At 66.8% G+C, this 24,221-nt stretch carries 8 protein-coding genes and 1 pseudogene; 7 read left to right on the top strand and 2 right to left on the bottom strand.

What is annotated here, in order from left to right; translation table 11 throughout:
- The first annotated feature begins 174 nt into the window (after positions 1 to 174).
- The 5 genes from FB455_RS31155 to FB455_RS31135 all read left to right on the top strand — a co-directional run bounded on the left by FB455_RS31155 (position 175) and on the right by FB455_RS31135 (position 20,562).
- Complete coding sequence (locus FB455_RS31155) at positions 175 to 11,139, top strand: LamG-like jellyroll fold domain-containing protein (RefSeq protein WP_145755661.1); 10,965 nt, start codon at positions 175 to 177, stop codon at positions 11,137 to 11,139.
- A 12-nt stretch (positions 11,140 to 11,151) separates the two neighbouring features.
- Positions 11,152 to 11,466 (top strand): hypothetical protein, encoded by a 315-nt coding sequence (locus FB455_RS31150; protein ID WP_145755660.1) that lies wholly within the window; start codon positions 11,152 to 11,154, stop codon positions 11,464 to 11,466.
- A 180-nt stretch (positions 11,467 to 11,646) separates the two neighbouring features.
- Positions 11,647 to 12,851 (top strand): IS3 family transposase gene (locus FB455_RS31145; protein WP_145755659.1). Its coding sequence is split into 2 segments (ribosomal slippage): positions 11,647 to 11,967 and positions 11,970 to 12,851, totalling 1,203 coding nucleotides; the frame shifts between segments, so codons are not numbered across the junction.
- Positions 12,852 to 13,441: 590 nt separating this feature from the next.
- Entirely contained in the window at positions 13,442 to 14,656 is a 1,215-nt protein-coding gene (locus FB455_RS31140) for an SNIPE associated domain-containing protein (RefSeq protein ID WP_486481623.1), read from the top strand.
- 404 nt (positions 14,657 to 15,060) lie between these two features.
- Positions 15,061 to 20,562 carry a DUF3320 domain-containing protein gene (locus FB455_RS31135; protein WP_186466473.1) on the top strand — a complete coding sequence of 1,834 codons (5,502 nt, stop codon included), beginning with the start codon at positions 15,061 to 15,063 and terminating at the stop codon, positions 20,560 to 20,562.
- 279 nt (positions 20,563 to 20,841) lie between these two features.
- Here the strand turns inward: FB455_RS31135 and FB455_RS31125 are convergent, their stop codons facing one another.
- The gene (locus tag FB455_RS31125) at positions 20,842 to 21,231 is read right to left on the bottom strand and encodes a hypothetical protein (protein ID WP_145755657.1); all 390 of its coding nucleotides are present in this window, start codon (positions 21,229 to 21,231) and stop codon (positions 20,842 to 20,844) included.
- A 226-nt stretch (positions 21,232 to 21,457) separates the two neighbouring features.
- On the opposite strand from FB455_RS31125, the gene FB455_RS31120 reads away from it, so the two are divergent.
- A complete protein-coding gene (locus FB455_RS31120; protein ID WP_145755656.1) occupies positions 21,458 to 22,405 on the top strand; it encodes a hypothetical protein in 948 nt (315 codons plus the stop codon).
- Positions 22,406 to 23,028: 623 nt separating this feature from the next.
- Positions 23,029 to 23,343 (top strand): YrhB domain-containing protein, encoded by a 315-nt coding sequence (locus tag FB455_RS31110; protein ID WP_145755654.1) that lies wholly within the window; start codon positions 23,029 to 23,031, stop codon positions 23,341 to 23,343.
- Positions 23,344 to 24,114: 771 nt separating this feature from the next.
- Here the strand turns inward: FB455_RS31110 and FB455_RS31100 are convergent.
- Positions 24,115 to 24,221 (bottom strand): annotated as a pseudogene (locus tag FB455_RS31100) (IS5/IS1182 family transposase); the annotation flags it as partial.

Below are 24,221 nucleotides of genomic sequence, written 5' to 3'. Positions count from 1 at the left end.
GATGACAGCTCCTGAAGCCGCCGTCGCCGGTTTGCTGCTGCTGGGCGCGGCCGTACGCGGTTGGACATCGGCGCACGTTAAGGCACCTGAGGTTCGAAAACAAGATCTTGCGCCGACGTCATCGGCAGGCGAGACTTCCCGAGCTGTTTGATCATCTTCAATAGTGGAGGGCCCATGAGGCGCCGGATCGCTGTCGTCACCACGTTGGCGCTGGCGCTGTCGTTGGGTGTGCCGCAGGGGGCGGTGCCCGAGGAGGGCGGCTTTCCGCTTCCGTCGCTGTCGTCGTGGTTCCGGCAGTTGCCGGCGTGGGCTGCCGTCACGGGCGTGCCGGTGCAGAAGTCGGCTGGTGGCGCTAAGAACCGCGACCACTACGTGTCGGCGGAGCAGACTCGGGCCGACGGCGGACAGGGCCGGGCGCCTGGTCGAGGGCGCGGCGCAGTCGACGCGGAGGTCCCCGCACCGGATCCGAAGAAGCCGTGGACGGCGCCGGTGCTGTCCGGCGAGAACAGCTTCAACGAGCAGACCAGTAAGCGGGTGCCGCAGCGGTCGAGTGCGCGGTACGACGAGTTCCAGAACGCTGACGGTTCGTTCACGCGTCGGCTGTATGGAGCGCGGGTCAATTTCAAGGACAAGAGCGGCACCTACCAGCCGATCGACACGCAGCTGACCCGCCGGGACGGTCGGTGGGCGATGCGTGCCAACTCCATCGCGGTGGACCTGGCCCCGCGTGGTGCCGCGGATGCCTCCGATCCGTTGGCTTCGGTGACGACCGCGTCGGGTCATTCGTTGGCCTACGGGCTGGCCGGGGCGGCGGAGGTGCCGGCGATCGTCGATGGTTCCACGGCGACGTATCCGGAGATCCTGCCGTACACCGATGTCGAGCTGGACACCTTCGGTAACGGTCTCAAGGAGACCCTGATCCTCAAGTCGCCGATGGCGGGTAACCAGTGGGTCTTCCCGCTTCGGCTGAAGGGGCTGACCCCGCAGCTGCGGGCAGACGGTTCGCTCGCGTTGCTGAACCCGAGCGGCGATGTCGCGTTGCGGGTGCCGCAGGGCTACATGGAAGACTCCAACGTCCACCCCAGGTCCGGTGCGCCGGCCCAGTCGTCCGCTGTCACCTACGAGCTGATCACGGTCGACGGTCAGCCGGCGCTGCGGGTGACGGCGGACGCGGCGTGGCTGGCCGACCCGGCTCGTCGGTATCCGGTGCGAGTCGATCCATCGACAGTGGACACCTTCGACACCGGTGACGTCTTTGTCGACAACGATTCGAGCACGACCAACCACAACACCAACGATCTGCCGGTCGGCACCTGGAACAACGGTACGTCGGTCTCCCGCTCGTTCATTCACTTCGACGAGTTCGACAACAACGGGTTGGTGGGTACCCAGATCAGGGCAGCGAAGCTGTTCCTGTACCACACCTGGTCATGGAGCTGCGGCGACAACACCCCGTTCTTCGTGCGGCAGATTCACGAGCCGTGGACCGTCGATTCGCTGACCAACAACGCAGGTCTCGCCGCAGGCCCGACCTTCGGCACCGCGATCGGAACGTTGACGATCACCAACAACTCGCCGGCGTGCGGGAACACGTCGGGGGACCGCAGCGTCGGCAGGTGGTGGTCGGTTCCGCTCTCGGTGACGACCTTCAACGCCTGGTCGACCCGGGACATCGGCAACAACGGCTTGGCGATCACCGCGTCGGAGACCAGTTCCACCGGCTTCAAGAGGTTCACCTCTGCCAACTACGGCGCGGCGTACAAGCCCTACCTGCAGTTGACCTACGACTACAACGAGCCCCCTCAGGTCAACGAGCAGTACCCGGGCTACGGGCAGGCCACGCAGACGTTGACGCCGGAGCTGCTGGCCGACGCGCACGACCCGGACAAGTTCCCGAAGTCTCTGCAGTACAAGTTCATCGTCTACGGCAGCGACGGCAAGACTCAGATCGCCACCTCGAACTGGCTTACCAAGAAGTCGTGGATCGTGCCCTCCGGCGTACTCACCTGGGGTGAGTCGTACTACTGGACGGTGCAGGTTTCCGACGGCCTGCTCACCAACGCCGACGCCTTGACCAAGCACCTGCTGGTCACCCCAGTGCCACAGCCGTCGATCACCTCCGGGCTGTCGCAGAACTCGGGACGCGGTTTCGAACCGAGCATCGGCAATTACACCACCGCGACCCGGGACGCGATGGTGAACACGGTCGGTCCACCGCTGGAGATCGTGCGGTCGTACAACAGCATCGACCCGCGCAGTGGTCACGCGTTCGGTGCCGGCTGGTCGACCATGGCCGACGCCCATGCGATTGAGCGGTACGCCAGCGGAACCACCACCGTCAACACCGTCGTGGTGACCTACCCGAACGGCCGACAGATGGCCTTCGGCCGCAACGGAAACGGCACGTTCTCGTCACCAGCCGGGCGTACGACCACGCTCTCGACAGTCACCGGCGGTTACAAGCTTGTCGAGAAGGACGGCACCAGCTACGAGTTCCTGAGCTCCCAGGGCTCAGGCCGGTACGCGGTGACCAAGGTCAAGGATGTCTCCGGGCGAGCCCTGACGTTCACCTATACCAGCGGCCGGATGACCAAGATGACCGCCGCGTCGGGACGGACCTTGACGCTGAACTGGGCCACCCCACCGGGGGCCAGCGCGCCGCACGTGGCATCGGTCAGCAGCGATCCCGTCACGGTCAACGGTCAGACCACGCAGAACACGTGGACCTACAGCTATTCCGGCGACGCGCTGACCCAGGCCTGCCCGCCGACGTCCAGCACGCAGTGCCACACCTACAGCTATACCGGCGGCTCTCTCTACCAGACCGCGGTGAGCAACGCCCTGCCCCACTCCTACTGGCGGCTGACCGAGACCAGCGGTACGACCGCCGCGAGCTCGGTGCTGGAGAACGCCGGTGCCGACAACGGCGTCTACAGCAATGTGACCCTCGGGCAGCCCGGTCCGCTGGCGGCCTCGACGGCGACGGCGGCCGGTTTCAACGGCTCCTCGTCACGGGTGTCGGTGCCGGCCAAGCTTGTGGGGGACGCCTCCGCGCAGGCGATCAGCATGTGGGTGAAGACCTCCGGCGGCGACGGTGTCCTTTACGGCCAGTCCTGGGAACCGGCCACGGCGAGCGCCGCCAAGGGGGCTTACAACCCGACGTTGTACATCGGCTCGAACGGGAAGCTCGTGGGCGGTTTCCCCACCGCCCCGACGCCGGGCACCGCCATCGGCAGTCTGCTCGCGTACGGGCAGGGGCAATGCCTGGAGGTGCCCGGGAACTCGTCGGCGAGCAATGTTGTGCTGGCGCTGGGCCCCTGCACGGGGGCGGCGAACCAGCAGTGGACCTGGACCGCGGACCGGGAGTTGCGCGTGACCAGCGGCGGTTCGGTGAAGTGCGCGGGCGTGTCCGGCGGCGCCACCGGTAACGGCGCGGACGTCGTCACGTGGGCCTGCACCGGCGCGGTCGACCAGAAGTGGGACGTGCGGGCCAACGGCCAGGTCATCAACGACTACTCGTACAAGTGTCTGGACTCGGTCGGGGACGGGACCCAAAACGGTGCCGAGATGCAGATCTGGGCCTGCGGCCGGTTCAACCAGGCGGACCAGTCGTTCGTGGCGCGGACGCACAACCCGATGCAGTCACCGGCCAGCGTCGCGGACAACCAGTGGCACCACGTGGTGCTGTCGGCATCGGGCAACAAGCAGCAGATGTTCGTCGACGGCGTCCAGGTGGCGCAGCAGACCGGCATCGCCGTCCAGGACATGAGCCCGGTCTACTCGTATATCGGTACCGGGTTCCTCGGCGGCGGCTGGCCGAACCAGTCGCGCGGCAGTACGGTCAGCAATCTCGGCACGCCGGACCATTTCACCGGGTCGGTGGCGGAGGTGGCGCTGTTCGACACGCCGGTCACTGACCAGATGGTCGGTGACATCTACGGGGCCAGGACGCCGGTGACCCCTTTGACGGAGGTGCGGCGTCCGTCGGGCAACGCGACCGCGCAGGTCTCCTACGACGGCGTGACCGGCCGGGTCAGCGAGATGACCGACGGCAACGGCGGCGTGTGGCGTCCGCTCCCGGCGTCCGTGGCCGGCACCACGAAGATCTACGAGAGCGCCGTGCTGGGCGGCGCGCCGTCGAACTACTGGCGGTTGGCGGAGACCGGCACGATCGACGCGGTCAATGAGATCAACGGGGACGTCGCCAGCTACAGCTCGGTCACGCTCGGCAGCGCGCCCGGGCCGTTCGGGTCGTCCGCCCCGGCGGCATCCTTCAACGGCACATCCTCTTACCTGACACTGCCGGGCACGGAGATCCCACCGGCGACGGCCGATGACCGTTCGATCGGGTTGTGGTTCAAGACCAGCAGCTCCGCTGGTGGCGTCCTGGCCGGATTCCAGACCAACGCGCTCGGGCAGGGCGGGGACGCCCAATGGCTTCCCGCGCTGTACGTCGGGATCGACGGAAAGCTGCGCGGCACCTTCTGCTACTGCACCGGCGCCGGCGCGATGACCTCGGCCACCACGGTCAACGACGGCAAGTGGCATTCGGCGGTGCTGACCCGCACTGCGAACGGTCAGGCGCTGTACCTCGACGGCAAGCAGATCGCCACCAAGACGACGACATCGACGGAGACCCGCACCCTGGGCTACGGCTACATCGGCGCGGGAAAGATCAGCACCCACTGGCCGTCCACCCCGACGAACCTCAACGGCCACTTCAACGGCCAGATCGCCGAGGTCGCGTTCTACCGCACCTCACTCGACACCAAGCATGTCGAGACGCAGTTCAAGGCCCGGGACGCGGTGAAGGCCGCCGCCGTACCAGGGGTCACCTACACGGTGGTGCACCCGGACGACGCTCAGAGCAAGGACGTGCACGACCTGCAAGCCGGGCGCAAGGTCGCCGAGGTCGACGCACGCGGCTTCGCGACCCGATTCGGCTACAGCAGCAAGGGCTACCTGCGCACGGTCACCGACCCCAACGGCAACATGACGATCAACGAGCACGACGTGCGCGGCAACGTCGTCTCCACCACCACCTGCCAGGACCGGTCGGCGAACAAGTGCTCGACGAGCTATTCCACCTACTACCCGGATGCGACCACGCAGAGCCCTCCGGTGAACGTGCTCAACGACCGGTTGCTCGAGAAGCGGGAAGCAGGGTCGACCTCCGCGTCCGACAACACCTACCTGACCACCTACACGTACGACCCCGTCACCGGCAACCGCACCGCGACGACCGACCCGCTGGGGCGCAGGACAACCGTCGCCTACACCGACGGCACCACCGTCGCGGCGTTCGGCGGAGGATTCGCTCCGCCCGGCCTGCCGTCGACGATCACCAAACCGGGCGGTGGCGTGGTGCGCATCGTCTACTACGCCAACGGCGACATCGCCGAGGTGACCGACCCGGCAGGCCTGGTCACCCGGTACGAGTACGACCAGCTCGGACGCACCACCAAGGAAATCGACATCGTCGGGGGCGTCCCCCGCTCAACGACCGCCTTCAAGCACGATGCGCTGGACCGGGTGGTCGAGCGGACGGATCCAGCGACCACCAACCAGGTCACCGGCGCGACTCACACACCGGTCACCAACGTCACCTACAACGAGGACGGTCTACCCGTATCGGAGACCGTGTCGGACAGCACCGGCGGGGACGCACCGCGAACCGTGACGTATGGCTACGACAGCCACGGGAGGCGGGTGACCGAGACCGACGCCAACGGTAAGACGCTGACCCTCGGCTACGACCCGTACGGCCGGGTGCACCGGCAGACCCACGCCGACGGCAGCATCCTGCGCACCGACTACGACGCCATCGGTAACGAACTCGCCGTGGTGGTGGAGGACTACACCGGAGACCCCAACGATCCCTCGCCGCCGACGGATCTCGTCGTCAAGTCGATGGCGTACGACCCGGGCGGCCGCCTGGCGTCGGTGACCGACGCGATGGGCTGGAGGACGGAGTACACCTACACCGACAACAACCTGCTCGCCACGGTGACCCGGAGCGACCCCAGCACCGGCGCGTCGTTCACCCAGGAGAACAACAGCTACGACGCCGCCGGCAACCTGGTCTCGCAGATCACCAACAACGGCCTGACCAGGACCGATCGTACGTACGACGCGGCCGGCCGGGGCCTGACCGCGACTCTGAATCCGGGTGGACTCAACCGCACCACCAGCCACACCTACTCGGCCAACGACGACGTGCTGTCCACGACCCTGACCCAGGGCGGCACCTTGGTCGGCGCCTCGGAGGCCCTGTACGACCCGCTGGGCCGGGTGCTGTCGAACACGACGTACACCGGCAACGCGGCAACGCCGGTCGGCCGGTGGATGCTCGACGAGACGACCGGCGGCAAGGCCGCCGACTCGACCGGCAACAACGCCGGCATGCTGCCGGCCAGCGGAGTCGGCTGGTCCACCGACCACGGCGGCTCGGCGCAGTTCGACGGCACCAGCGCCATCGAGACGGCGGGCCCAGCCGTGGACGCCACCGCAGGGTTCACCGTCGCGGCATGGGTCTACCTGACCGACAGCACCGCCAAGCACAAAGTCGTCGCCGCGCGGGGCGCGATGCAGGACGCCTTCTCCCTCGGCTTCGACGACGCCACCGTCGAGTGGCGGTTCAACATGAAGGACTCCGACACCACCAGTTCGCCGGGCAAAGCCGCCAAGACCTCAGCAGCCGGGCAGCTGAACACCTGGACTCACCTCGTAGGTACGTACGATCCCGCCTCCGGCACGATGAGTCTGTACGTCAACGGGGTGCTCAAGCACACCGCCACCGCCACCACGACGTTCACTCCCCGCAAGTCGATGCTCATCGGCGCCGGCACCTGGAACGGCGTGTTGGAGAACTTCTGGCAGGGCCGCGTTGACGACGTGCAGGTCTACTCGCGGCCGCTGAGCGGCAGCGAGGTGGGACAGGTGCGCTCCGGCGCCCTGCCGGCGGCGGACGCCCGGGTGATCCGCACGAGCTACACCCTGGACACCGACGGGTCGATCACGTCGACAACCAACCCGAACGGCGACACCACGTACGTGACGAACGACGAGGTGGGCCGCGCCGTGGTCACCACCTCTCCAGCGGCAAGCACGGTGGCGGGAGAGCAGGCGCCCGTCACCGCGGTGTCGACGGTTCGACTCGGCTACAACACCTTCGACGAGCTGACCGAACAGCAGGACCCCAACGGCAACGTGACAGTTGTCCGCTATGACGCCGCGGGCCAGCCGGTGGAGACACAACTGCCTGCCTACACCCCGCCGGGCTCGTCCACCCCGATCGTGGCCAAGACGACCAACGTCTACAACGCCGTCGGACAGGTGGTGTCCACCTCCGACCCCCTCGGCGCGGAGACCTCGATCGTCTACGACCAGCTCGGTCGCACCGCAAAAGTCACCGCACCCGACGGCGGCGTGAGCCGCTTCGAGTACAACCTCAACGGCGACCTGCTGTCACAGACCGACCCGACCGGGGCGAAGGGCACCGCCACATACGACTACCTGGGACGCACCGTCACCTCCACCGAGGTGGTGCGCCAGACCGCAAAGGCCCACACGACCACCTTCGGGTACGGGACCGGACCGTGGCCGACGTCGATCACCTCGCCGACCGGCGTGGTCACGACGCAGGCCTACAACACCGCCGGTGAGCAGATCAGCGTCACCGACGGAGCCAACAACACCACGACCACCCAGTACGACGGCGCCGGCCGCCCGATCAGGGTCACCGCCCCCGACCAGACCTACCAGACCATGGCGTACGACCTGGCCGGGCGCGCGATCAACGCCAAGTCGTACTCGCCCGGCCCGACCAACGCGGCGGCCGACGACGTGCTGCTGCGGACGGTGTCCAGCCAGTACGACGCCGCCGGCAACCTGGTAGCGGCCACCGACGCGCGGGGCACGACGAAGACGTTCGCCTTCGACGCGCTCGGGCAGATGGTGTCCCAGACCGAGCCGATCAGCGGATCCGACCAGATCGTCTCGACGTTCGGCTACGACCTGGCCGGCCGCCAGACCCGATTTACCGACGGCCGGGGCAACAAGTTCATCACCACCTACAACCCCTGGGGCCTGGTCGAATCGCAGATCGAGCCCGCCACGACCGCCCATCCGGCACTCGCCGACCGCACGTTCACCATGTCGTACGACGCGGGCGGCCAGCTGGTGCGTCTGGACTCGCCGGGCGGGGTGAGCGTCACCTCGGAGTACGACGACCTGGGCCGGCTGGTACGCAGCTCCGGCGCCGGCGCGCAGACGACGACGGTGGACCGCACGTTCGACTACGACGCGGCAGGCCGGATGACGTCGTTCGTCGGTTCAGCGGGCCAGACCACCGTCGAGTACGACGACCGCAGTCTGCCCGTGACCATCGGTGGGGTGTCGGGTGCCTCGTCCTACACCTACAACGGCGACGGGGCGCTGACCTCCCGCACGGACGCGGCCGGAACGACGTCGTACACCTATGACACGGCCGGCCGCCCCGCCACGGTGGTCAACCCGACCGCGGGGACGAACCTGACCTACGGGTACAACACCCTGTCGCAGGTGTCGTCGATCACGCACGGAACCGGCGGCAACGTCCGGTCGTTCAGCTACGACGAGCTGCACCGCATGACAGCCGACGAGCTGAAGACCAGCGCCGGCACCAGCATCGCCAAGATCCAGTACGGATGGGACCTCAACGACAACGTCACCTCGAAGACGACCATCGGACTCACCGGCGCGGCAGCCAACACCTACACCTACGACCTGGCCGACCGGCTGATCGGCTGGAACAACGGCACGAACCCCGTGGTGTACGCGTACGACAAGTCCGGCAACCGTGTTCAGGCGGGCAGCAAGACGTTCACCTACGACGCGCGCAACCAGTTGCAGTCGTCGTCGGACGGGACGAGCTACGAGTACACGCCGCGGGGCACGCTCACACGCACCAGGTCTGGCGGCCAGGACACGAACACCGTCACGGACGCGTTCAACCAGGTGTGGTCGCAGGGTTCGGCTGGCGGTGCGGCCTCCACCTACACCTACGACGGCCTGGGCCGGCTCATCCAGCCGAACCTGACGTACACCGGTCTCGGTAACACGGTGGCCGGCGACGGCGGCGCGGTGTACGTGCGCGACGCCGCGGACGGGCTCGTAGGTGTCGCATCCGGCGGTACGCAGCGTTACGCCTGGACCGATCTGCACACCGACGTGGTGGGCGAGTTCACCGGGACGGGCACGGCCCTGACCGCGTCGGTCGCGTACGACCCCTGGGGCAAGGTCCTGTCCAGCACCGGGATGCTCGGCAAGCTCGGCTACCAGTCCGAGTGGACCGACCAGGGCACCGGCCGAGTCAACATGTGGGCGAGGTGGTACAACCCAGAAACCGGCGCGTTCGACACCCGCGACGATGTCACGCTCAATCCCACTCCCAGCTCCGGGGCGGCGAACAGGTTCGCGTACGCGGAGGCGGACCCGCTGGGTAACACCGACACCACCGGGCATGCGGTGGACGGCAAGTGCGGCCAATACGACTACGCGTGCGAGCTGAAGAAGTACGACGCCGCGATCGCCCAATACACCCGTGACCTCACGCAACACCAGCGAGACGTCAAGTTCGCCGGCGAGGAGATCGCCCGGCAGGAAGCCGACTACCAGCGGGCAGAGCGGGAGAGCCAAACCTCCCTGTTCGACATCCTGCTCCAGGTCGGTGTCGGGATGCTCCTCGACATGATCGGCTGGACATCGCTGATGGGATGCCTCGACGGAGGCGTCTGGGACTGCATCGACCTCGCCACCAACTTCCTCGGGCCGATCAAGGCATTCAAGATCGGCAAGTCGCTGTTCCGGGCGGTCGACCGTGCCTTCAGCGGATACCGGATGTGGAAACGCATCGTCGAGGGCGCCCGCACAATGATGCGCCGCGCCCAGGACCTGATGAACCAGGCCCGAAAGCACCTCAACGACCTCATGCATAAGGTGCCCAAGAAACCCAAGCCTCCCAAGAAGAAGCCCAAGCCACCGGTCAAGCCAAAGCCGAAGCCGAAGCCGAAGCCCAAGCCCAAGCCCAAGCCGTCCAAGCCGGCCACGCCGCCGAAGGCGAAACAGGCGCCGAAGCGGCAGGAGAAGCCCGAACGGACCTCGCCGAAGCAGAACCGGCCCGAGCACCAGCGCGACCGAGATCGTGTTCAGGACAACGAGCCGAAGGCAGCCGGATGCGACCGGCACAGCTTCGACCCGAACACCCGGGTCCTGATGGCCGACGGCACCGCACGACCGATCGCTGAGGTCAACATCGGTGACACGGTAGCCACAACAGACCCCACCACCGGTGAACACAGCGATCAGCAGGTGACCCTGCTACACGCCAACCGGGACACCGAGCTGACCGACGTGACCGTGTCGGCAAAGCCTGCCGACCAGGCGACGAGGTCCACCGGTGAGGGTGAAGGGGAACGCAGTACCCGCGGACCGACCGGGGCGGTTCTGCACACCACCGCACACCACCCCTTCTGGGACGCCACCACCGGCGACTGGGTCGACGCTGCCGACCTGATCCCAGGCGAGTCGACTCTGGTCGGGCCCGACGGACAGATCCAGTACGTCACCGACGTCCGCAACTTCATCGGCGCTAAGGTGATGCGGGACCTCACAGTCGCCATCACCCACACGTACTATGTGATCGTCGGCGACACGCCGGTGCTGGTTCACAATTGCGGAAGTGGCGTCGATGCGAACGGCAACGCCTGCAAGTGCGCCAATGGCCCTAACGCATACAGCTCTGCTTTCGAGATGACGTTGGACACGAAAGACTTCGGTCGCTCCAGAGGAACCCACTTCAGGCGGGCGAACGCAGCGCTTGATAAGGCGCTTAGATCAGATGCGGCATTCGCGGCCGAGATGGAAAATTTGATCCCAGGGGTAGGGGGGGCTGTGTCTTCCAAGGGTGGTAGAAGAACGCCGACAGGCTGGACCTGGCAACATGAGCCATCTTCTAATGCGGGAGGGCGGCAAGGGGTGATGCGACTTGTACCTGAACCGCAGCATCGACCGGGTTCGGTTTGGCAGAACCTTCTTCATCCTGGAGGGGCCGGCGGATACGCTGAATGGGCAATTCCAAACGGTGCCCCAGGGAACTGAAAGAGAAGTGGTATGTCCTTTACGATCACGCATCGAGGCGGCGAAATGGAAGAGGGCGACCTGTCGGCCATCGCTGCGCTCGTAGCGGAGCTTGATGGCCCCACCGACCACGAACACCCTGACGTTGCTGTGTCTGACGACGAGAGCGGGTGGATGCTATCGGCCTTCCAGGGCGGAAGGATCGTCTGGGAGAACCCCGATTCCGACGACGAGCCACGTCACATGGTTGAGGTGTCGAGACCGGAGATTTCACGGATCATGTCCCTGGTGGCAACCGGAGATCTGGATGATGTCGAATCGCTGGAATGGCTCCCGGGTTATCAGTAGGTTATCCATCTTTCTCGTTGCGTCCTTCATGTCAGGGCGGCTGTGCTCGCCAACCTGGCATGAAGGCTTCAATAGTGGCGGCGGGCGCCGGGTTGTCGCCGCGGCAGATAATCGTCACTCGTCGTAGCGTCGAGCTCGTACGCTCAATTGGGTTTGCTGCACCGATAGGTGACATCTGAGATGGCTTGCCCTGCGGGCGGGCTGGAAGGATGTCGCTGTGCCCAAGCCCTACCCCGAGAGTTCCGCGATGACGTCGTGCGTGTCGCTCGCGACCGCGAGGCGGGAGTGACGGTCGAGCAGATCGCCAAGGATTTCGGGGTGCACCCGATGACGTTGTTCAAGTGGCTGCGCCAGGCCGACGTCGACGCCGGCGCCGCGCCCGGGACGACCGGCACCGAGTCGGCCGAGCTGCGGGAGGCGCGTAAGCGGATCAGGTTGTTGGAGCAGGAGAACGAGGTCCTGCGGCGGGCTGCTGCCTACTTGTCGCAGGCGCATCTGCCGGGAAAAGGCTCTACCCGCTCGTGAGCGAGCTGGCCGCCGACGGGATCCCCGTGGCGGTGACGTGCCGGGTACTGAAGATCGCTCGTCAGCCTTACTACCGGTGGCTGGCCCGGCCCGTCACCAGCGCCGAGGAGGTGGCGGCGTATCGCGCCAACGCGTCGTTCGACGCCCACCGCGACGATCCGGAGTTCGGCTACCGGTTCCTGGTCGACGAGGCCCGCGACGCCGGGCAGCCGATGGCCGACCGCACTGCGTGGCGGATCTGCTCCGGCAACGGCTGGTGGAGCGCGTTCGGCAAGCGCAAGCGTCGCGGCAAGGGCGGCAAGGTGGGCCCGCCGGTGCACGACGACCTGGTCCAGCGGGACTTCACCGCCGACGGCCCGAACCGGTTGTGGCTGGCCGACATCACCGAGCACCGCACCGCCGAAGGCAAGCTCTACCTGTGCGCGATCAAGGACGTGTGGTCCAACCGGATCGTCGGCTACTCCATCGACTCACGGATGAAGTCGAGGCTGTCCGTCAACGGCCTGCACAACGCCGTAGCCCGCCGTGGTGACGTGGCCGGCTGCGTGCTGCACACCGACCGCGGGTCGCAATTCCGAAGCCGGAAATTCGTCCACGCCCTCCACCAGCACCACATGATCGGGTCGATGGGCAGGGTCGGCGCTGCCGGCGACAACGCCGCCATGGAGTCGTTCTTCGGCCTGCTGCAGAACAACGTCCTCGACCGCCGAACCTGGACGGCCCGGCAGCAGTTGAGGACCGCGATCGTGACCTGGGTCGAACGGACCTACCACCGCCGTCGACGCCAACGATCCCTGTCCCGGTTGACCCCTATCGAGTACGAGACCATCATGACCCCACCGGCCAGTCAGGCCGCGTGACTGGAACTGTCACCTATCGGTGCAGCAACCCCCCGCTCGCAAGCACGGTCCGCAGGCCCATCGCGGCGCGGGATGCTTCGGGTCTCGGCGAAGTCGAGGGTTCCGCCGCGTTCGGCAGTGCGGGGAGAGCTAACCAGGCGTGGCGTTGTTCGTTGCAACCTCCCTGGGTCGGCTATCTGACCGTAAGTGAGCGGTTGGATACCTGGGTGGGTCCTGTTGGTGAGACTTGTTGGCTGACTGATCGATGTTGAGATGCGGCGGCGGGGCTAGCGTCAGCGGTTCATGCGTGACACGTGGGGGATTGATCTGTGGCGTACCGTTTCAACGCTCCGCCGAATTGGCCGACGCCGCCGGCGGGCTGGGTGCCTGGCCCTGGGTGGAAGCCGGATCCGGCGTGGGGGCCTCCGCCGCCGGGTTGGCAGCTGTGGGTTGCCGAGGCGCCGCCTGCGGTTCCGGTCGCGCCACAGCAGCCGGCCGCCTCACCTGGAGTGGCCGCATCCGTGCCTGCATCGGTCCCGATTCCACGTGCCGATGAGTCTGAGATTCCGCTGTTCGGGGCGCGCGGCAAAGCGCGGGAGTTGGCTGCGGAGGTGACGCAGCTGCGGGCGGAGCTGGAGCGGCTCCGTGGGGAGATGAACCGTCTTGGTGTGCTCCCGGCGGTCGAGCTCGAGCAGTATCGAGAGCGGTTGAAGCGGGAGATCACGAAGCAGGCTGCGGCGGCTCAAGGGCAGAAAGCGGATCTCGACCGTCAGCTACGTGAGCTTCGTCAGCAGGTCGTGGTGACTGAGGAGACGGCGCTGCTGCAGGAGGCCGGCATCTACGAGTATCGGCATCCCCTGTCGGACGCGGTCGCCTACCAGGCAGCTCTGGCTGGGCTGCAGGGCCAGATCAAGAGCATGACCAAGCGGGAAGGCGGCGCGGTCCTGGCCGCGACTGGCTGGACAGTGAACGGTTCCGCGGCTGAGGGGCGGGTGATGGTGCGGGACTTCTCCAAGCTGATGCTGCGTGCCTACAACGCCGAGGCGGACAACCTGGTCCGCGGCCTGAAGCCCTACAAGCTCCACTCGGCCGTCGAGCGCCTGGGCAAGGTGGCCGCGACCATCGCCAAGCTGGGCAAGACGATGCACATCCGCATCTCCGACGGCTACCACCGGCTGCGGGTTCGCGAGATGGAACTCACGGCGGACTACCAGGCGAAGGTCGCCGAGGAGAAGGAGCGTGAGCGGGAGGAGAAGGCACGGCTGCGGGAGGAGCGACGGGTCCAGCAGGAGATCGAACGCGAGCGCGCCCGCCTCGACAAGGAGCGTCAGCACTACGCCAACGCCCTCGTTGCGCTGCAGGCCAAGGGCGATGTCGACGGTGCCGCGCAGATGCAGGAGCGGCTGGCGCAGATCGACACCGCGATCGAGGACGTGGACTACCGGGCCGCCAACGTGCGCGCCGGCTACGTGTACGTCATCTCGAACCTGGGAGCGTTCGGCGAGAAGATGGTGAAAGTCGGCATGACCCGGCGCCTCGACCCGCTCGACCGGGTGAAGGAGCTCAGCGACGCCTCCGTGCCGTTCAACTTCGACGTGCACGCCCTGTTCTTCTCCGAGGATGCCATCGGCATCGAAGCCAAGATGCACGCTCGTTTAGCCGACCGGAGAGTCAACCTCATCAACCAACGGCGCGAGTTCTTCTATGCCACTCCCCATGAGGCCAAAGAACACCTGCTCGAGCTGGCCGGCAGCCTCCTGCAGTACGAAGAGACTCCCGAGGCGCTCGAATACCGGCAGAGCCTGACCCAGGCCAAGGGCCGATGATGGCGACGTTGAGAATTCACACCGGAGATCAGGAGCTACCTTGACGACCACCCGCATCGGGCGCCTCGCCGTCGCGGCGGCCGCCGAGGACGGCCCCGTTGACGCCTCCGTCTCGGTCCGGCCATGGGCCAGCAGCGCGTGAACACGGCCCGGATGGCTGAGTTCGGGAGAGTCAAGTTGACCTCTAAGTTCGATCAGATCTCCATGAACGATGACATCATTCTGCCCAGACGTTGCACGGTCGTGCACCGCGATCGAAGTACACCCGGGGCATGCCGCTGGCCCACGTTCCTGGATGGGGCATGGGGCATCTGACCCTCGACGTGCGCCAGCGCAGCGGTGCGGTACCAAGATCCGAAATGTGCAGCGGGGATGGAGAAAACCGAATGGAAAGCAGCGCTGGCATGAACGAGAACTATGCGGCGCGGGATCGGCTACTGCAGGCGACCATCCGCCAATGGCGTGACAGCCTCATCAACCTCTCCGGCACGAACCGGCTCCTCAACTTCCGACTGAGCAAGACGGGGGCGGTCCGGGTGCTCGACCCCGCAGCTGCGGAAATCCTGGCCGGGCTCAGTGCGGGACGTAACTTCCGGTTCCTTCCCTCAGCAGAGGCCGGAGACGAGATCGAGGGTCCGACGGCCGGATCGAAACTGGCACTCCCGTCAGGTGACGGCATCGCTCCGACCAAAGGTTTTCGGGTCGAGGTACTCCGGACGGACAAGCCGATCAATGACCTGGGTGCGGCGCTTCGCAACCTGATGCGCCGGTCGAACCAGGAGTTTTTGGACCGCGGCCTGTGGATTCTCTATCTGGCCTTCGGTTCGCTCACCTGGACCGACGGCGACAAAACGCGACACACCAGTCCGTTGCTGCTGGTTCCGGTCCGGCTCGACCCTACCGGGCCCCGGCAGCTCCCGTTGTTGCAGCGAGCGGATGAAGACCCCGCCGTCAACCCGGCGCTGACGCTCAAGCTCAACCAACTGATGGTCACGTTGCCGTCCGTCGACGATCTCGACGATGTCGCCTACCCCGACTTCCTAGCCGAGGTGCGAGCTTCCGTGGCGGGACAAACCGGCTGGCGCGTGAATGACGAGGTCACGCTCTCCTACTTCTCGTTCGCGAAGGAGGCAATGTACCGCGACCTGCTCGACAACGAAAGCTCCATCGCCAAGCATCCGGTGATCCAAGGGCTGGCGACAGGCGGGCGAGGCTCCGGTGGCGGGGATTTCCTCTTCGAAGAGCTGACGGAGGACCAAGTCGACCGTGACATGCCGGCCGAGCAAATCCCGCTGGTGCTCGACGCCGACTCATCTCAGCGAGCCAGCGTCGCCGCCGCACTGGCAGGCCGCTCGTTCGTCATGGACGGCCCGCCCGGAACCGGCAAGTCGCAGACCATCGCCAACATGATCGGAGCGCTGCTGCACGCAGGCAAACGCGTCCTATTCGTCTCCGAGAAGGCGGCGGCGCTCGAAGTCGTCCGCAACCGGCTCCACGATGTCGGCCTCAGCGCCTACCTGCTGGAACTGCACTCTCACAAGGCGACGCGAAAAGAAGTCGCCTCGGCTCTGGGTCAGGCATTGGAGACGGTTCCGGTCGCCCCAAGCGGCATGACCGGCCTCGATCTGGACAACGCGCGGCGCCGGCGAGAAGAGCTGAACGCATACGCCGAAGCCATGAATGCACCGCGGGCGCCGCTCAACTACTCGCTGCACGACGTCCTCGGCATGATCGCCAACCTGCACAAGGTTCCCGCTGCCCCAATGAGCGGCATCGCGCCGGTTGATCTGACCGTGGAGATGTTCGGGACCGTACGGGTCACCGCTGCGGCGCTGGCCCGGGCCTGGCGGCCGGCCGTGCAGGGACGGTCATTCGTCTGGAGAGGCGTTACGTATCGCGGTTCCCTAGACGCTCGCCTGTACGCAGCGGCGTCGGCGCTCCATGCCTTGCGGGGCGTCACCGCGGTGAACGCTTCGCTGGCCAACGCGTTCGACGTCAACCGGTTGGGGCAAGCATCTGCTCTCGCGCGTATCGTCGATCACGCCGCCACGCGGCCGGAGGGCCTACCGCAGCAGTGGCTCACTGCTGGCCAGCTCACCTTCGCCAAGGAGTCCGCGGATCGGCTCACCACCGAACTGCGCGAGCTTGCCAATCTGCAGGAGGCTGCCAGTCGTACCGCCGGTGTTCCATGGTCCGAGCTTCCCACTGCGGACAGCACGCCGGAACTCGACACCTCTACGCTGGAACGTCTCGCGGTTGCACCCCTGCACCTCGCATCGCTGACCGCGGAGCAGGCCACGGTCCTCGCCGACACGTTTCAGGGCGACGCTGAGGCACTGCAGACGGCCAGCCGATCGCTCAGCGGGGTGGCCGTCATGCTGGGCCTGCCGCCGGTCGTGTCGTTCGACGACGCCGCGGCGACGCTGGCGACAGCCGCTCTCGGCTCCAGTGAAGACCGCCCCGAACGTGCGTGGCTGTCCGCCGAAGGCCACGCTGCCGCGACTCGGGCCGCGCACATCCTGCAGCAGGCCATCGCCACCCTGGTGGAGGCAGAGATGGCGGCGGTGGCGCGATACACCGAGGCCGGACTTATCGCGGACGTCGAAGGGATGGCGCACCGCTTCGCGCAGGAACACCGCGGCTTGAAGAAGCTGCGCGGCGCCTACCGCGCCGACAAGCGCACCTTGGCGACGATCACCTGCCCGGGCGTGGAGTGGCGGTGTGCACGTGACCAACTCCCACTGGCGATCACCTGGAAGCAGGCCGCAGCCGCGCTCCACGAGGCGGAGACCCAGCACGCGGCGGCCCTCGGAGGCTACTACGACGGCCGCTCGACCGACTTCAACCTCATCACCCGGGCATTGGCGATCGCGGACACCGCGATTCGCCGAGCCCGTACCACTGACTTGCGCAAGCTCGCCGATCACATCGCCCGCGACGCCACCCCCAACGCCAGCGTGCTTGCCGTCGCGGACGAAACGCGAGCGAAGCTTCAAGACTGGCAATCCCGCCTGGCGCCGGAACCGCTGCACGCTGCACGGCCGGAACTTGTCCTGCTTCCGATCACCGACGCGGCCGGCTGGTTGCACAGCCACGAGGCCCCGCTCAGGACGGCAGCCGTGCTGGCCGGATCCGTCAGCAAGGCGGTGAACCGACAGTTGACTGTGGCGGAGTCTGGCCATTTGCTTCAGCTGCGTGCGGCTGTCGATGCGGCCTATGCCGCGCTGTCAGCACACGACGATTTCTTCCTGTCGAATCTCGGTCTGCTGTACGACGGGGAAGAGACCGATCTGCCGGCCGTGTACGCGGCCTTGGACTGGGCGACGCAGATGCGTGCCTGCCGAGTCGGTCCCGATCGACGCTTGACCGATACCGAGGTCGAGGCGCTGGGGAGCATCGTTCCGACACCGCAACTAGGCGAGATCGAGCGACGGTGGGCCGCAGCCCGTGCCGACGTGCTGGCCGCCTTCGATCCCAGCCGGCACGCGGAGCTCGGGGCCGAACTCGACGACTACGCAGAGGCTGACGATCTCATCGCGGCGTTGCGTGAGGACAGCGCTGGGCAACAGGAGTGGTTCGCCTATCAAGGTGCCCGTACTGATCTCGTCGCCGTGGGACTCGAGACCGCTATCGACTTCTGCATCACCGAGGGACTGAGCGCCGACCAGGTACCGCTGGTTCTCGAACGCGCCCTGCTGCAGGAATGGGCCGACCATCACCTGCAGCAGGATTCGGCCCTGCGTGTCGCGCGAGCGGAAGATCGGGACTCACTAGTAGCGGAGTACCGCGTTCTCGACCGTGGTCTCATTTCGGCGGCGACCTCGCAGATCATCACCTCCTGCAATGCGCGTCGGCCCCGCAACAATCTGGGTGAGTCGGGCGTCATCCGCCGCGAAGCCGGCAAGAAGAAGAAGCACATGCCGGTGCGGCTGCTGCTGGAGCGCACTCGTCACGTCACCCAGGCGATCAAGCCGTGCTTCATGATGTCTCCACTGGCAGTCAGCCAGTATCTCCCGTCCGACATGCGGTTCGACGTCGTCATCTTCGACGAGGCGAGTCAGGTCGCACCGGCTGACGCGGTCAACTGCATCTACCGGGGCGAAGCCCTGATCACTGCCGGTGACCAGAAGCAGCTCCCGCCGACCAGCTTCTTTACGGCCGGTGTTGCCAACGATGGCGACGAGTGGGACGAGGAGGCTGAAGACGGTGTCGACTTCGAGTCTGTCCTCGATCTCATGAAGGGCTCCGCCGAGTTCCGGGCGCTCACGCTGCGCTGGCACTACCGATCCCGGCACGAGGCGCTCATCGCCTTCTCGAACTCGTCGTTCTACAAGGGCCGGCTGATCACGTTCCCCGGCGCCGAGGATGTCGGGCCCGACGTGGGCGTGGAGCTCTTCTACGCCGCCGGTGTCTATCGGCGAGGATCGTCGCGAGACAACCCGGTCGAGGCAGCCAAGGTCGCCGAGCGGGTCATCCACCACTTCACCACTCGCCCACACCTCACCCTCGGCGTTGTCAGCTTCTCCGAGGCGCAGGCCGCAGCGATCGAACATGCGGTGGAACAGGCTCGCGAGGACCGGCCGGAACTGGACAGGTTCTTCACCGATGACCGGCTCGACGGCTTCTTCGTCAAGAACCTGGAGTCGGTGCAGGGCGACGAGCGCGACGTGATGATCTTCTCGATCGGGTACGGTCCCGACGAGGCCGGCAAGACCACGATGAACTTCGGCCCGCTCAACCGGGCAGGCGGTTGGCGGCGCCTGAACGTGGCCATCACCCGGGCGCGCTACCGCAACGAAGTCGTCACCAGCGTGCGAGCGTCCGACATCGTCGCCTCTGCCGGCAGCGAAGGGCTGCGGCATCTGCGCCGCTACCTGGACTACGCCGAGCGCGGCATCGCGGCGCTCGCGCTGAACACCAGCACGGGTGGCGACGCCGAGTCACCGTTCGAGGAGTCGGTCATCTCCGTAATCCGTTTCTGGGGTTACGAGGTGACCCCGCAGGTTGGCGCGGCCGGCTACCGGATCGACATGGGCTTACGCCACCCGGACCGGCCCGGCGTCTTCGTCCTCGGCGTCGAATGCGACGGATTCCAGTACCACTCCTCGAAGGTCGCCCGGGACCGGGACCGATTGCGTGAGCAAGTGCTGCGTGGCCTCGGGTGGAACTTGCACCGCATATGGGGTACAGCCTGGTATCGCAACCGGCTCGGTGAGGAGGAACGACTGCGCGCCGCAATCGAGAAGGCTGTAGCGGCGCCGGTGCGTGGGCTGCTGTCCCAGGTCGAGGACGTGATCGAGCGTCCGGCCGTCACCACCGAGGTAGCAGCGCTCGACCTGCAGCCAAGTTGGGTGACGCCGTACCGGACAGCGATCGTTGATCGCCTACCGTACTGGGTCGATCCCGGTGAGCGCGGCACCGCCCACGTCATGAAGATCGGTGTCGCCGAGGTCGTAGCCGTTGAGGGGCCGGTGCACATCGCTGTCCTGCACCAGCGGTTGCGTGACAGTTGGGGCATCGGCCGGATCGGGGCGCGGATCCGCGAGAACATCGATCTCGCGATCCTACAGGCCGGCCTTAACCGTGAAGGCGACTTCGTACGCGTGCCTGGCGTCGTGGTCAGCGAGATCCGCCGCCCTTCCGACAAATGCAGTCGGACTGTAGAGCAGGTCCACGACGAGGAGCTGATGCTCGCGCTGGTCAACCTGGTCCGCGATACCGGTGGTGTGGGCCGCGACGAGTTGAGCGCCCAAGTTGCCAAACTGTATGGCTGGACGCGAAGGGGCGCTGATATCTCCCGCCGACTCGAGACGCTGATCGACCGGCTGATGTCCAAGGGCCTTTTGGGCGCCAACGGGCCCAGCTTGTCGGTCAGTCCTCTCGCCCTTTATGAGCCCGGATACTGAGTTTCGATAGCCGTTCAGCGTCGCCTCCGCGTCGGTCGGCCGCACCAGACCCCGGAAGAGGCCGCCCTGGTCGGCGTTGAACCGCGCCACCTCCTCTCGGACGCGCAACCGGACCAGCTCCCGCGCGGAGATGCGCTCGGGCAGGCCGGTCGACGGCCACTGATCGATCGCCCTGCCCGTCGCTGTCTCGTCCCGAACCGTCACCGTGGCCATCGCCTCGTGCTCCTTGCCTTGAGGTGAGCGGCGTCATGGCACGACAGTCCGACGGAACCGCTGCGGTCATCCGCCCGGGCAGCGGGTGTCACCGCCGCTGTGTTCAACGCAGTGCCATGGCGGGCCGGGCGTCGTCGCTGCCGGCGCCGGAGCGAGGTCCCGGCCGGCGAGCACGGCAACCGGTCCGGCGGGCGCGGCGATCGCGACTGCCAGCACCAGGAAGACGACCGCGGTCCGGACCAGCCGCAGCCGGTGCGCGACGAGCGCGATGACGGCCGGCCCGACGGCCGCCACCAACGCGGCGACCAGCAGGGCCAGGCTCGCCCGACGTTTGAGGTCCGCGAACTCGCCGGGCTGGTCGCCGTAACTGACGCTCCACTGCTCCAATCCGATGCCCGCCCACCACACAGTCGCCGCGATCAATCCGCAGACCCAGACCAGGACCAGAAATCCCACGATCGGGCCACCCCGCCGACCTGTACCGATCGCGTCAGACGTCATGCAGTCAGCGTGGACGGCTCTCCCCGGCCGAGCATGAGTCGGCGTACTCAGCTTCACCGGGCGAGAACGAACATCCCGAAATTTGCTCGTGATCAGGTTCGTGGTCGGGTAGGACGATGTCATGGTGGTTGAGGAATCGCGGTCCGGGACAGGCGGTCTCCGTGCCCGTCGTGAGGATCTGGTGCGGGACGACCGCTGGCAGGGCCTGCTCCTCGACGTCACCGCCGCGCCCCGGTGTCCCGGGATCGTGGTGGAGGTGACCGGGGGCGGGCGTCTGCAGATCCGGCAGGGGCCGACGGTGGTGTTCCTCGCTCGGCTCGACGCGGGCCACTACCACGTCGACTACCGGCGGCTGGCGGGCTACGACCCGATCTTGCCGCCGGTGAGGTCGATGGATGCACGTCGTATGGGCGGGGGCACGGCGGACGATCGGGATGTCCGGTGGGCGTACCGGTTCGCGGATCTGCTCACCGCCAGCGGAGCAGGGCCGCTGTATCCGGGCCGGTGGTTGTTGCAGCCCAGCGCACCGAACCTGCGGTACGTGGAGGCAGCCGCATCGGTCCGGCAACCTGCCGGGACCGCCGAGCGGTGGTCCGAGCTGCTGGTCGATGACGATGCGGGGCAGCTCGACTGGTACATCCACGGCGGCAGCGGCCTCGTCCTGACCATGCGTCCGACGTCCCGGCCCGACGACGCGCGGGTGAAGAGCTACCGCAAGCAGGTCCGCAGCGGCACGCTGCCGCCGATCCTGTTGTGGTGGGTGAGCAGCCTCGACTCGTACCTTCTTCTCGACGGTCATGATCGGCTGGCCGCCTGCCTGGCCGAGATGGTCGAGCCGCCGCTGATGACCCTGACCGCGGTCGTCGACGCCGACGAGGTGCAACGGTGCCACGCCTGGTCGGTTCGCCATCATGCCGAGACCACCGCGCACATCGAACGCGAGATCTCCAAGGGCACGCCGGGCGCCGCTGACGCGCTGGTGGCTGAGCGACGGCGGCTCGCCGACGATTTCGTGGCACCGCAGCTCGCGACGAAGCCCAGCAAGGCCTGGATGCTCCCCGGCGGAGTGCCGCAGTGGGAGCGTGTGGCGACCCTGGCCGATCCCGTCTGGGCGGCGAACCATCATTGAGATCGGCGGCTCACGAACACTGGCGGTGCAGCGGGACCAGCGACGACGTCACCGCTATCTCCAAGGACGGAGCGGTGTTGATGCTTATCCCGCGCTAACGGGGGGAGGCGGGTGTAGCTTCGGCCAAGTCGGCGGCTTGATCGGTGCTTTGACCACGCCTGCTCGGTGATCGCGGTGGCGTCCCTGCCGAAGCCAGTCGTAGAAGGCGCTGTGGCCGACGCCAAGGAGTCGGCAGAGCAGACGGGCCGGGTAGGTGGTCTTCATCGTGTCGATGAACCGGTACGCGTCGGTCCGGTTCACTGCTCCGTCTCCAGCGGGTCAGTCGTTATGAACGACGAGGATGAGTTCGCCAGTAGTCAGAGGCGGTACGACTATCCACGAGACCTCATCACGCGCGCGGAGGGGACCGCCGAGTGGCTGTCGACTGCGCTGTACGACGGTGTGGAACCCTTCGGAAGCCGCTTCCGCACATGGCTGGACCAGGTCGGTTGAGAGTGGCTCCGGTATTGGACAAGCTGCCGAGGCCAGAGGGCGCACGCCTCACCGGTTTCCCATCTCGCAGGGCGCTTGACCTTCTGTAAGGCGGGGTCGCCCGGGTGCCTCTCTGAGGGCATGATGTGGCGGTGGTTACGGAGCAGGAGGCGAGAAGCATCGCAGCGGCGGTGCTGCAGGAGATGTCCTCGTTTCCGGACGTGCCGCCGCTTGCCATCGCCGATGTGAAGGAGCGCCCGGCCTTCTGGGTGTTCCACTACCAGTCGGTGCGGTACATCGAGACTGGATCCTTCCTCGACTCCGTCATGGGTAACGCGCCGATCCTTGTGGACCGGAAAACGGGGCAGGCCCACCACACGGGTACGGCTCGATCGATCGACTACTACGTCGCTGAGCACACCAACGGCCGACACACCTGCGCACTCTGCGCCTCCCCGCAGCCGTAAGCCCGAGCCCTCTTTGGGAGCCACGCGTCGGAGCGGGGGATGCGCGATGCCTCGAAGGCGGGTCGATGGTGTGCTGGCGTGCCCGCGGCGACGTCCCGTAGGAGTAAGAGGCCGTTATCGGTGGGGAGCACGGTCTCTGCCGAAGCACCGCAGCTGCCGGCGCCCGCTCCCGCTGCCGGCTCAAGCGTCGTCATCCCGCTCGGTGTAGCCGTGTGCGAGTAGCGCGGCTAGGAGTTGCGTGTTCCATGTCCGCTCATCGGCGTCGTGCCATCGGTGTTGCCGTGGGCACTGCCAGTTCGGTACCGGTTCTTCGGGGAGGAAGCATCCGCCGAGCGCAAGCTCGCCTGCGGCTGCGGCCTCTCTGGCTTCCGGCGCCGGGAGGCCGAAGAGCAGAGGAACGCCCGCGGCGTGGCAGTCGGGACAACTCGGAATCACCTCGTCACGGTACCGAGCCCACCTCATCTCGACCTCACAGCGTTCGCCTCCTTCGCCCCGTCCCGTGGGTTGTCGTCGATCTCTACAGTGTGGTTGCGGGCGTACGGCAGGGGAGGTGCGGCCATGGGCATCTGCGTCGTGTGCCGGGCGGATCAGCGCACGGTGGTGCTCATCAGCCGTTGGGGCGTTCCGCACGGTGCCTCGGGCACCAGGTCAACTACCGCTGGAGCAGCGTGGTGGCCTGCCCGGAGTGTGGTGCTGGCCTTCTGGTGCGCTTTGATCACGATTGCTTCCACCCGCCGTGGGAGGAGCCGTGGGACATGGACTGAGCCATTTTCATCCTGCGTGGCGGTCGGCTTCGACGCGGTGCAGGACGAGGATGGCCTGCACGATCGCGGTCGCTCGGCGTGGGCAGCAGCGCAGCTTGACCAGGATTTTCCAGG

The sequence above is a fragment of the Micromonospora sp. CNZ296 genome (genome assembly GCF_007827635.1).
The sequence above is the reverse complement of the archived record's forward strand: the minus strand, read 5'-3'. Positions and strand labels throughout refer to the sequence as shown.